Below are 11,624 nucleotides of genomic sequence, written 5' to 3'. Positions count from 1 at the left end.
AAGGGAAGGTTATTAATATGTCTAAATTTACTGGGATGACAATTGAACAAGCTTTAAATTCACAACCTGTTTTAAGAACACCTGAGCTAGTTGAATTATTTGGTCGAACTGCACGAACACTAAACCGTTGGCAAGATGCAAATGTTTATGAAAACCCAATGCCGAAGCCATTTTCTGAATGTCGCGGTGCTGGAAACAACTATGACTCAGGTGAGATATTGGACTGGTATAATGACTGGCCAATCCGCAAAAAAGAAACGCTAGATTCCTAGCGTTTCATCGTTAATGATCGAATGAAAACGATCCACCCATTTTGTATAGGCTTCTCGCTGTTCTTCTAAATAATCATGTTTATCGTATGTTCCCCAAATTTTAGGTAAAGCATGTCCTAGCATGATTTCGCATACATGAGGCTGAGCGATCGTAGACATGTTTGTACGCATCGTCCGTCTTAAATCGTGTACAGACCAATGCTGAAGATCATAGTCTTTATGACGTTTTAACCAAGTAAAAATATTATTTGGCATTGTAAGGTGTGATGTTTCTCGCAAAGGCTCAATACTACCATCCAATGTAAATAAATACTCTGATCCTACTGATGTATCCATTGCCTCCAGTAAATAAGGTTTTATATTTTCAGTAATTGGACGGACAATTGGCTTTTTGGTTTTTTTACCTGTTTTGTGATTTTCCGCAGGTACTGTCCAGATATTGGATTCAAAATCGAAATCTACTTTTTTTGCAGCTTTTAACTCACCTACACGACACCCATATAAAATTAACAAAGTTAAGAACAATTTATTTTTATAAACCATTTTTGTGCGTTTCAATGCATAGAAAGTTAAATGGATCTCTTGATCAGTCAATGTACGCTCACGCATACCTTTTTCAATCCGTAGGTCATGCTTTGCTGAAACATTCATTAAATGATTTACAGATGTAAGTCCACGCTTACTACCCCACTTTAAACACTGATTTGCATTTAATAATACACGTGCAGCAATTGAAGGGCTTTTTTTGGTAATGCTTTCAAGTAATGATAGCCATTGATTCGCTGAAATGTTGTCACTGTTTTGGTTGCCAACTGTTGGTAAAACATAGATCTCAAATGATCTTTTAATATCGTGTGAGCTTTCTTTATTGGGTACACAAAATTTTTCATGCCATTCATAAAATAGCTTTTCAAAAGTATATGCGTTTTGGATCTCACTTAATTCTTGAAGTTTTACTTGCTTAGGATCATAGCCTTTTTCCAACTCAGCACGTAAGCGATCTGATTCGAGTCTGGCATTTTTTAATGAAAGATTTGGGTACGAACCTAAATCCAATCTGTGTTGTTTGCCATTGTAGCGATAGCGAAGCTGAAAGATGACCTTGCCTTTTGGTGTCACACGTACACTCATTGCATCACGATCTGCGAATTCTTCTAACTTCTCCCTATCCTTGCCTAGTTGTGCTTTCAACCAAGCCTCTGAAAGAGCCATAAAATCACCATGTACACATAAAATAAAACTATTGTGCCATAAACTAATAATATGTACCCAATTGTGTACATACTTATCGTGTCTTATAGCGTCCGTTGGTGTCCTATTGTGTCCGATAGTGTCGCATTAAAAAAGCCCATGATAGGGCTTTTATTAATGTTTATGTCTTATAGTGTCCGATAGTGTCGCTTGGTGTCTTATACTCAGTGGTTAATATGCGCGATGATACTGAAATTACGAATATTTTTAATATCGACGGATTTTTTAGCTTGCGCCATGGGCTACCTTGAAGAAAAACGCGCTATGTACTGAAAAAATATACATAACAAAAGCTGAATAGAAATTGCGAAGGATTATAGCAGATGGTTTTTTTAAAGTATTCATATTAATTTATGTAGAGCCTATAAATGTGAGTTGAAAACAAAAACTCAGCATCAAAAAAGTAAATTAATGAAAAAAATAGATCCTATAACTATTTTAAAAAATGAGAATCAATATACAAATAGTCAAAAATATATGTTCAAATTTTCAAAAAAAGATAAATAAAATAGATATTTATTCTTAATTCATCCATTATTTTAATATTTAAAAACGTGAATAATACTGTAATTAACAACTTTTCCACTTTATATGCATCAGCTCAACTTATCATACAGTTTTTATTACTTAAGATATATTTATCATGTTAAAACGGACGCTATTAACAGTTACAGTTGCTCTTATTTCAGTACAATCATTTGCTTATGATGCAAAATCATGCCAAATCAAAAAAGAGAAACTTGTAGAGCAATTACAATATGCTAAAAAATACAATAATACCCATCGCATTGAAGGGTTAAATAAAGCGATTGCACGTTTAGATCAAGACTGTGCAAAGTATGTAAAGAAATAATTCTCCACATATAAAAATTTTCAGCTATATGAAAAATATAGCTGAAAATAAGAATACTTATAATGTGGTAAAAGCGTAAGGATCTACTGCTAAATCAAGTGGCTGATAAGCCTGAATAAATGTCGGTGACATACGTTTTGGACGTCCTGAAGAAATTTCAATACATGCCCATTTGGTACTTCCTGTAAACAATAAACTTTTATCACTTGCTCTAAAAAAAGCATACTGACGAAACGAATATAGGGCATTAATATCATTAAACCATGTACGTAAAATAATCTCATCGTCCAACATTGCTGCTTTACGATATTGCACATGATGTTCAACAGCGACCATCGCATGTTTCATTTCTAAATATTCTTTAAGCCCTACACCTAGCGTTTCAATATGTGCAGTAGCGACATCTTGCATCCACTCTACATATACAACATTATTCACATGACCCAATATATCAATATGTTCTGGCTTTACCTTGATTTTTAAATCAAATATTGAACTCATGTTCGTCCTTTGTCTTTCATCTTAAATATTGCACTTATTTTGTCATAAAAAAGCCACTAAATAAGTGGCTAATATGATTTAAAAATTAAGGAATTGACTTATTGAATACGCAAGCCAATCATTGCATGTTGCCCTTCACGAATAATGGCAACACGTGCCACAGAATTTGCCTTTAACTCTGAAACTGCTGCAACAAAATCATTTGAATTTTGAATCGTTTTTGAATTGATTTGGGTAATAATATCACCAGCCATGATACGTGACTGAGCAGCTAAACCACCTCGTGTCACATCCTGAATCAAAACTCCACCTTTAATGCCCAAACGTGACTTTTCCACTTCATTTAAAGAACGAATTGCCACACCTAAAATTGGACCTTTTTTGCTTTTTACATCCGCTGCATTATCATCTTTTGCAGGTGTATCATCTGGTGCAATGGTCAACGTTGCTGAAATCACTTTTGGTTTATCATCACGTAATACTTCTAACTGAACAGTTTGTGCAGGTTGAGTACGATTCAAATAATTCAATAACTCACTTGTACGTGAAATAGGTGAACCATTATATTTCATAATGACATCGCCTGATTTAAAGCCTGCTTTTTCTGCGGGTGAATCAGGTGCAACTTGTGTAATGAGTGAACCTTCAGGTTTATCCAGTTTATAAGCTTCTGCTAAGTTACGATCAATATCTTGCAACATGACACCTAGATAAGAACGTGTCACTTTACCATTCTTTTTCAACTGATCTACAACATCCATCGCAACATCAATGGGTATCGAAAATGATAAACCCATATAACCACCTGTACCGCTAAAGATCCGTGAATTCACACCCACAACTTGACCTTGCTGATTAAATAATGGTCCACCTGAGTTCCCAGGATTTAGAGCAACATCTGTTTGAATAAAAGGAACTGAGGTTTCACCCATCATATTTCGAGACTTAGCACTCACGATACCCGCTGATGCCGAATAGTCAAAGCCAAAAGGAGAACCAATCGCTAAAACAGGTTGCCCCACTTTGAGCTGATCTATATTGCCTGTACTTAAAGATGGAAAATTTGTGCCGTCAACTTTAAGTAATGCAATATCAGTACGTTCATCACTACCCACAACTTTAGCATCAATTTCACGGCGATCATTTAATACGATAGTCACTTTTGAAGCATCTTCAACCACATGATGATTTGTTAACAAATAACCATCTTTACTGATAAAAAAAGCGCTGCCATAGCCTGTTTTTTCTTGTGGTATTTGCTGTTGTGGAATGATGATTTGATTACCAAAAAAACGTTTTAATATCTCAGGAACTTGTTGTTGTAATAACTCTTCTTGAGACAGTTTTTTTACAACATTCACACTCACAACAGCAGGGCTCACCTGCTCAACTAAATTTGAAAAATCTACAGGAGCTGACGCTTGTGCTTGTGTTGCTGCAACAGTAAAAACTGCAGCGTACATTCCTTTTTGTATAAAGCCACTTTTCATGAATAATCAACCTACAAATTTTGTTTTTTGTTGAAACATTTGTTTTTAGCATAAAAAATTACTTTTTTACGTAATATTATGTTTCTATATTATTAAAAAACAATACTTTACTTAAAAATTACTTAAAATATGACAAATTCGTCATATAAACCAAAATATGAGCGCTATAACGCTTGAAATTTGTTTAAAAAAAGAGTGTCATTATCAGACTTTTTTCAAATTAGCTGATGGACATGCCTAATTTAAAAACCACGCATCAATTTGACGTGATTATTGTGGGAAGTGGTGGCGCAGGTTTAAGCCTTGCTTTATCTTTGCCAGCACATTTTAAGATTGCGGTTTTAGCCAAATCAAATCTAACGGATGCAAGTACTTATTTTGCACAAGGTGGCGTTGCTGCGGTACTTGATGAAACAGACTCTATTCAACAACATATAGATGACACCATGATTGCAGGTGCCCAACTTTGTGAATTAGACGCTGTTAAACATACCGTTGAAGGTGGACGCCCTTCGGTTGATTTCCTGCTTGGTCATGGTGTGCAATTTACTTTAGATGATGATGAACAATTACATTTGACCCGTGAAGGTGGACATTCTCAGCGTCGTATTATTCATGCTGCAGATGCAACAGGCAAAGCCATTTCTACCACTTTGGTTGAACGCGCCCAAGAAAAAGAAAATATTACAATTTTTGAAAATTATATTGCTATTGACCTCATTACCACGCATAAACTTGGGCATACTCACGAAGCAAATCATGCTGTGGGCTTATATGCGCTGGATGAACGTAATGAAAATGTTCATACCTTTTTAGCACCATTTACTGCACTTGCTTGTGGTGGTGCTATGAAAGCCTATTTATATACATCAAATCCTGATATTGCCACAGGTGATGGGATCGCTATGGCATATCGTGCAGGTTGTCGTGTTGCCAATATGGAGTTTAATCAATTCCATCCAACCTGTTTATATCATCCTCAGGCGCGTTCTTTCTTAATCACAGAAGCCATGCGTGGTGAAGGTGCTTATCTGCGTTTACCAGATGGTGAACGTTTTATGCTGCGCTTTGATGAACGCGCAGAACTGGCACCACGAGATATTGTGGCACGTGCCATTGACTATGAAATCAAACGCTTAGGTATTCGGCATGTATGGCTTGATATCAGTCACAAACCTGCTGATTTTGTCAAAGAACATTTTCCGACACTCTATGCACGTTTACTTGAACTAGGCATTGATATTACCAAGGAAATGATTCCAGTCGTTCCTGCTGCGCATTATACCTGTGGCGGTGTCGTGGTTGATGAAAACAGTGAAACTGATATTGCAGGTTTGTATGCCATTGGAGAAACATCCTACACAGGCTTACATGGTGCAAACCGTATGGCAAGTAATTCATTACTGGAGTGTTTTGTTTATGGTATGAGTGCCGCCAAAGATATTGAAGATAAATATCAGCAGCATTTTGAAGTCCCACAAGTTCCTGAATGGGATGCCTCACAAGCTTCGAATCCAGATGAAGATGTGGTGATTTTACAAAACTGGGATGAACTACGTGCCACCATGTGGAACTATGTTGGTATTGTCCGAACCACGAAGCGTTTACAACGTGCATTACATCGTATTGAAATGCTTAAAAAAGAAATTACTGAGTACTATCAAGATTACCACGTCAGTAAAAATCTGATCGAACTGCGTAATTTGGTTTTAGTCTCAGAAATGATTGTACGCTGTGCGATGGAACGCAAGGAATCACGTGGTTTGCACTATACATTGGACTATCCTGAACTGGCGCCAGAACTACGTAAAACTGTACTCACGCCGCCTGACTTCAAAGTTGATACACCTCTGGTGAATACTTAATCAATACATTAAAAAAGAGATTCATTGGAATCTCTTTTTTTAACTAAAATAGTTTAGATGGTTTTATCTTTTCGGTGGAATCGAATACGTTCCCGTGACATGCGCGACAGGCTCATCTTGATCAATCGAGTAAATCCAAACTTCACCAACAATCAATGCCTGTCCAACTTTCATAAGTTTACATACCCCACGCAAATCTACGCCACCAGAGGGTTTACGTAAAAAATTAATATTTAAATTGGTTGTGACTGCCAAACCGACAATGCCAATTTCACCTAAAATCGCGACATATAAAGCAAAATCAGCCAAAGTCATCATGGTTGGTCCTGAAATCGTCCCTCCTGGACGAAGATCTGTGCCACTCACATGCCAAATCAAGCTTGCACCACACTCGGTGACTTCCTCAATTTCACATTTTTCTAAACTTGGTGGAAAATGGACGGTTAAAAAATCAATAATTTCCTTTTTAGTGCTTTTCATTTTTGATTCATCCCTTGAATTATTTCTTTATGACACTGTATTTTCAATATAAAGCTTTTTCTGTAAAGACTTGAGAACGCTTGGGTTCACATTTTCAATCAAAAAGAAGCTTTTTGCCAATGCTTTCATTTTGTTCTATTTTAAAAGTCACTCAAACCATAAATTTTCATCAAATACGATGCAAAACCCTTACATTTTTATAGATGCCGATGGTACACAAAGCTCGTGGTTATACTTAATTATTGAAAAATCAACGCAAGTATTTTATGCAAGTCAGTGCGCAGGTTTAGAGAATCAAATACGCAGCACTGAAGGCTATTTAATTCCGTTGATTGGACTGACATTTGATACAGATGTTTTATTAGATGAATATTCACACAAGTTAAGACAAATATTTCATCAAGGACAATCTTGTCGCAGTGCAACCAAACTCAATACACAACAATTAGATCGACTGCAAAGCAGCATTGAAAATATCACCATTTGGTTCACAAACAATGAACCAGAAGATGATCAACGTCAGCATTTATGTTTAGACATGAGCCGACTGGAGGAAATCACAGAAGCTTGGGTTCCTGTTATTTCCCCTTATGGCAAAGCAATTTTAATCTGGAAAAATTGTGACTAAAACGATGCTTAAACGCATTCAACCAGATAATTTAAAGCCTCAGCAAACACCTGTTCAGGACTTTGTGTTGCATCTAAACGCTTCATACGCTCAGGCTCACGTGTATGAATTTCTGCAAATCCTGAACGGACAGATGCAAAAAAAGCGACTTTTTCTTGTTCGAAACGGTCTAAAGCACCTCGCTCTCGTGCACGTGTCATGCCCAATTCAATTGGTGCATCCAACCAAAAAGTAAGATCAGGCATTCGACTGACAAAGTTTTCATTCAGAAGTTGTAACTTGTCCCGACTTAAACCACGCCCTGCACATTGATAAGCAAAACTGCTGTCCGTAAAACGATCACATAGTACAATTTTACCCTCTGCCAAGGCAGGTAAAATAACACGATCCAAATGCTGCGCCCGTGCAGCATACATCAACAATAATTCAGTATCATGACTCATTTGTTCATCATGATTGACTGACAGCAATAACCCGCGAATTTGCTCAGCCAACGGTGTTCCACCCGGCTCACGGGTCAATACAACCTCTTTGCCTTGCGTCTGAAAATGCTCAAATAATTTTCCAATCAGTGTGGTTTTACCTACGCCTTCTGTGCCTTCAAAACTAATAAACATAACTACTCCTTAATTTTTAGCACGCATGACAGCAAGGTATTCCTGAACTGCTTTGTTATGATCTGCCAGATTACTTGAAAATTTATGCCCACCATTGCCTGTTGCAACAAAGTAAATATTGTCTGAGTTGTCAGGATGCATGGCTGCCTCAATGGCTTTTTTACTTGGCAAGGCAATCGGTGTAGGTGGTAAACCATTGATCGTATAAGTGTTATACGGTGTAGGTGTACGCAAATCTTGTTTGCTGATATTACCTTTATAGTTGTCACCCATACCATAAATCACTGTCGGGTCAGTTTGCAGACGCATTCCTGATTTCAAACGGCGGACAAATACCCCTGAAACCTGACGTAACTCACGATCCACACTGGTTTCACGTTCAATAATGGATGCCATAATCAAGGCTTCATATTTGTTTTGATAAGGTAAACCTTGATCACGTTTTTCCCAAGCAGCATCTAAAATTTTCATTTGACGCTGATATAAATCGGTCAGAATCTTTTGATCAGTTGCGCCTTTATCAAAGAAATAGGTATCAGGTGCAAATAAACCTTCTGCATGCTCAAAAGGAATATTTAAAGCTTTAAGCATCTCAGCAGTAGGTAGATTTGCAAGCTCAGCTTTCACATATTGATCTTTTTTCAAGGTCTTTAAAAGCTGCTTTGTCGTCGTTCCTTCAATCACCAGAATACGGTTCATTTGTGCATTATCAGCATCAGAGACCATTAACAACACTTCACGTACACTCATGCCTTGTGTCACTTCATAGACACCTGCTTTCATGGTTTCCTGAATAAATGCTTTGCGATATAACTTTAAAATAATTGGAAAGCTGACTTTGTCATCTTTGGCTAATTGATCAATAAATCTAGTATAAGTTTCACCATTATCAATCACCAGTTTTTGCTTCTGACCATTGACTGGATAGGTTTTAAATAAACTCATTTTCAACACGACTGCACCTAAGACTAAAAGTCCACTCAGTACAAGCGCAATGCCTTTATAAAATTTGTTATTGGTTTTTACAGGAGTATTCGGCATGAGATTTAAACAGTTGTAATTGCAAAGTTTCAAATAATTCAACACAAGGTTGAATCTCTAAAGCACGTGTATTCAAAGTATGTACTATTTTCATCGGGCTTAACGCATTACAAAAAAATAGACTTTGAATATGTGGAATTTCATTAAAATCAACGATACGTTGTTCACATGAAATCTTGTGGCGTTGCATACGCTGCAAAATCTCAGCACGCATAACACCATGCACACCATTATAGCGGAGTTCAGGCGTAATCCATGTATTGTTTATTTGAATAAAACAATTACTGCTCACTCCTTCAACAATTTGATCTTGTATATCGACCACCAAAGCTTCAAGCCATCCTTTTTCATGTGCTTCTTTTTTTAACATCACTTGTTCAAGTCGATTCAAACTTTTTAATCCCACAAGTTTAGGCATGGTTAAACCAATTTTTTGGGTTAATACTCCACTTTGAATCAATTCGGGCTGAAAGTTTTGGGTATTTTGTGGATAATAAAATACATATAAATCTGCGGGATGATCAGGCATCAGGTAGCCTCGTTGCCCTTCACCACGACTGATTACGATTTTTAAAGTCCCATTTAATACATCAAATTTTTGTGTAAGCTGTTTGAGCATTTTATCTAAAAGGGAAAAATCTACTGTCAAAAATAACCGTTCAGCAGATTGTTGCAAACGTTGACGATGTAAATAGTCTAATTCGATGACATTTTGATGAATACGGGCAGTGGTAAAACAACCATCTCCATACTGAAACGCGCGATCAAAAATTGAAATATTATCAATAATTTGACCATTTTTATAACAAAAAACCATACTCATTTTCCTAAAAAAACACCAAAAACATACATATTTACCAATCCATCTTATGCGTTTTTATTCATATAAAATTCGTTTTTTATTATTTTTTATGGATAAAGACTGGCGTTATGCTGCACGCATATTAACGAAATTACGAATTATTTGGGGCATATCAGATGCAATTTTCAAAATTAAAATTAGGTGTTGTTGCTGCACTCATTTCAGTGACATCTTTGAGCGCAAGTGCAAAAGATTTTCTAAACGTTTCTTATGACCCAACACGTGAACTTTATGACAATTTTAATAAACAGTTTGCAGTATATTGGAAGTCAAAAACAGGACAAGATATTGATTTTAAACAATCACATGGTGGTTCAGGAAAACAAGCTCGTTCTGTGATTGATGGCTTAGGGGCAGATGTAGTAACGCTTGCTTTAGCAGCAGATATTGATGCAATTGCAGAAAAGACAGATTTATTACCAAAAGATTGGCAAAAGAAATTTCCACAAAACTCTACACCTTATACATCAACCATTGTCTTCTTAGTACGTAAAGGCAACCCTAAAGCCATTAAAGACTGGGCAGATTTAGTAAAACCAGGTGTAGAAATTATTACCCCAAATCCAAAAACGTCAGGTGGTGCGCGTTGGAACTATTTAGCAGCTTGGGCATGGGCAAAACATAAATATGGTACAGATGCTAAAGCACAAGATTTTGTGCGCCAAATTTATAAACAAACCAAAGTTTTAGACTCAGGCGCACGTGGTGCAACGACAACATTTGCTGAGCGTGGTATTGGTGATGTGCTATTGGCTTGGGAAAATGAAGCATTTTTAGCGCAACGTGAACAGCCTGGTAAATTTGAAATTATTACACCTTCACTCTCTATTTTAGCTGAACCACCTGTTGCAATTGTGGAAAAAAATGCTCAAAAAGATGGCAACCTGAACCTAGCTAAAGCTTATTTGAACTATTTATATTCACCAGCAGGACAAGAAATTGCAGCAAAAAATTACTACCGTCCACGTAATGCTGCAACTTTACAAAAGTATAGTACAACATTTAAACCACTCAAATTAGTCACGATTGATAAAGAGTTTGGTGGTTGGACTAAAGTTCAAAAGCAACATTTTGAAAATAATGGTGTTTTTGATCAAATTGTAAAAGCAAACACAGCGAAATAATACGCTTAAGCAGGAGCATCGACATGATTCATACCGTAATTGTTCCAGGTGTAGGTGGCAGTGATTATGATCATTGGCAATCTTGGTTACAGCGCCAATTCATGTCTTGCTCTCGTGTGCAACAAGAGAATTGGAACCTTCCTGTGTTAGCACATTGGATTGAAAAATTTGTTGATACCTTAAGTAAAACAAATCGTCCTGTCCAAATTGTTGCACATAGCTTTGGTTGTTTAACCAGTGTTGCAGCATTAGCTCAACATCCTGAATTAACTAAAAAAGTTAAAAAACTTGTTTTGGTTGCACCTGCCAACCCTGCTCGTTTTGGTGAAGCTGGTTTTGCACGAGATAGCATTGGCAATTATGCTGAGTATTTTCACAATCTAAGCATTCATGTGCCTGTTGATATGATTATTTCTGAAAATGATCCTTGGTTAAATTTTGAAGATGCACAGGCTTTGGCAAAAGCTTGGAACATTCAAGCTTATAATCTGGGGCAAGCAGGTCATATCAATGTTGCTTCTGGTTTTAATACTTTTCCTGAAATTTTTGATCATTTAATTGCAACACCATCAATACCTTATATCAATAATTTTGATGACAGCAAGTTGTTTTTTAAATTTGCAATTTGAGTATTGCCTTT

The 11,624-nt window shown here is 36.6% G+C and carries 13 protein-coding genes and 1 pseudogene; 6 read left to right on the top strand and 8 right to left on the bottom strand.

Features of this window, described 5'->3' with window-relative positions; genetic code table 11:
* Positions 1–17: 17 nt before the first annotated feature.
* On the top strand, positions 18–272 hold the full coding sequence (locus HX005_RS06720) for a hypothetical protein (protein ID WP_286376745.1): 255 nt from the start codon (positions 18–20) through the stop codon (positions 270–272).
* Here HX005_RS06720 and HX005_RS06715 read toward each other — a convergent pair.
* Positions 261–1,484 (bottom strand): tyrosine-type recombinase/integrase, encoded by a 1,224-nt coding sequence (locus HX005_RS06715; protein WP_286376744.1) that lies wholly within the window; start codon positions 1,482–1,484, stop codon positions 261–263. The two genes, HX005_RS06720 and HX005_RS06715, sit on opposite strands and share 12 nt — an antisense overlap.
* A gap of 206 nt (positions 1,485–1,690) precedes the next feature.
* Positions 1,691–1,762: pseudogene (locus tag HX005_RS19680) on the bottom strand (hypothetical protein); the annotation flags it as partial.
* A 404-nt stretch (positions 1,763–2,166) separates the two neighbouring features.
* Between HX005_RS19680 and HX005_RS06710 the strand changes: the two are divergent.
* A complete protein-coding gene (locus tag HX005_RS06710; protein ID WP_107007093.1) occupies positions 2,167–2,376 on the top strand; it encodes a DUF1090 family protein in 210 nt (69 codons plus the stop codon).
* A gap of 57 nt (positions 2,377–2,433) precedes the next feature.
* Here the strand turns inward: HX005_RS06710 and HX005_RS06705 are convergent, their stop codons facing one another.
* Together HX005_RS06705 and HX005_RS06700 are read right to left on the bottom strand one after the other, a co-directional pair.
* Positions 2,434–2,877 carry an acyl-CoA thioesterase gene (locus HX005_RS06705; protein WP_286376743.1) on the bottom strand — a complete coding sequence of 148 codons (444 nt, stop codon included), beginning with the start codon at positions 2,875–2,877 and terminating at the stop codon, positions 2,434–2,436.
* A 98-nt stretch (positions 2,878–2,975) separates the two neighbouring features.
* Positions 2,976–4,367 (bottom strand): Do family serine endopeptidase, encoded by a 1,392-nt coding sequence (locus HX005_RS06700; protein WP_107007091.1) that lies wholly within the window; start codon positions 4,365–4,367, stop codon positions 2,976–2,978.
* 227 nt (positions 4,368–4,594) lie between these two features.
* Here HX005_RS06700 and nadB point away from each other — a divergent pair, with 227 nt between their 5' ends.
* Complete coding sequence (gene nadB, locus HX005_RS06695) at positions 4,595–6,232, top strand: L-aspartate oxidase (RefSeq protein WP_286376742.1); 1,638 nt, start codon at positions 4,595–4,597, stop codon at positions 6,230–6,232.
* Between the two features lie 63 nt (positions 6,233–6,295).
* Here the strand turns inward: nadB and HX005_RS06690 are convergent, their stop codons facing one another.
* Positions 6,296–6,712 (bottom strand): PaaI family thioesterase, encoded by a 417-nt coding sequence (locus HX005_RS06690; RefSeq protein WP_286376741.1) that lies wholly within the window; start codon positions 6,710–6,712, stop codon positions 6,296–6,298.
* A gap of 178 nt (positions 6,713–6,890) precedes the next feature.
* On the opposite strand from HX005_RS06690, the gene HX005_RS06685 reads away from it, so the two are divergent.
* Positions 6,891–7,340 (top strand): DUF6210 family protein, encoded by a 450-nt coding sequence (locus tag HX005_RS06685; RefSeq protein ID WP_286376740.1) that lies wholly within the window; start codon positions 6,891–6,893, stop codon positions 7,338–7,340.
* Between the two features lie 8 nt (positions 7,341–7,348).
* On the opposite strand, the gene tmk is transcribed toward HX005_RS06685, so the two are convergent.
* Genes tmk through pabC form a run of 3 tightly spaced genes read right to left on the bottom strand, consistent with a single transcriptional unit; the run spans position 7,349 to position 9,815 of the window.
* Positions 7,349–7,957, bottom strand: a complete 609-nt coding sequence (gene tmk, locus HX005_RS06680; RefSeq protein WP_286376739.1) for a dTMP kinase — start codon at positions 7,955–7,957, stop codon at positions 7,349–7,351.
* A gap of 9 nt (positions 7,958–7,966) precedes the next feature.
* Positions 7,967–8,998 (bottom strand): endolytic transglycosylase MltG, encoded by a 1,032-nt coding sequence (gene mltG / locus HX005_RS06675; protein ID WP_286376738.1) that lies wholly within the window; start codon positions 8,996–8,998, stop codon positions 7,967–7,969.
* Positions 8,970–9,815: an aminodeoxychorismate lyase gene (pabC, locus tag HX005_RS06670; RefSeq protein ID WP_286376737.1), complete on the bottom strand. Its 846-nt coding sequence runs from the start codon at positions 9,813–9,815 to the stop codon at positions 8,970–8,972. The genes mltG and pabC overlap by 29 nt, the downstream gene beginning before the upstream one ends.
* A gap of 161 nt (positions 9,816–9,976) precedes the next feature.
* On the opposite strand from pabC, the gene HX005_RS06665 reads away from it, so the two are divergent.
* Positions 9,977–10,984, top strand: a complete 1,008-nt coding sequence (locus HX005_RS06665; protein WP_107007084.1) for a sulfate ABC transporter substrate-binding protein — start codon at positions 9,977–9,979, stop codon at positions 10,982–10,984.
* Positions 10,985–11,007: 23 nt separating this feature from the next.
* Positions 11,008–11,613: an RBBP9/YdeN family alpha/beta hydrolase gene (locus HX005_RS06660; protein ID WP_286376736.1), complete on the top strand. Its 606-nt coding sequence runs from the start codon at positions 11,008–11,010 to the stop codon at positions 11,611–11,613.
* Positions 11,614–11,624 lie beyond the last annotated feature (11 nt).

The organism is Acinetobacter sp. R933-2, from assembly GCF_030325485.1.
GTDB lineage: Bacteria > Pseudomonadota > Gammaproteobacteria > Pseudomonadales > Moraxellaceae > Acinetobacter > Acinetobacter sichuanensis.
This window is presented reverse-complemented; position numbering and strand designations above follow the sequence as displayed.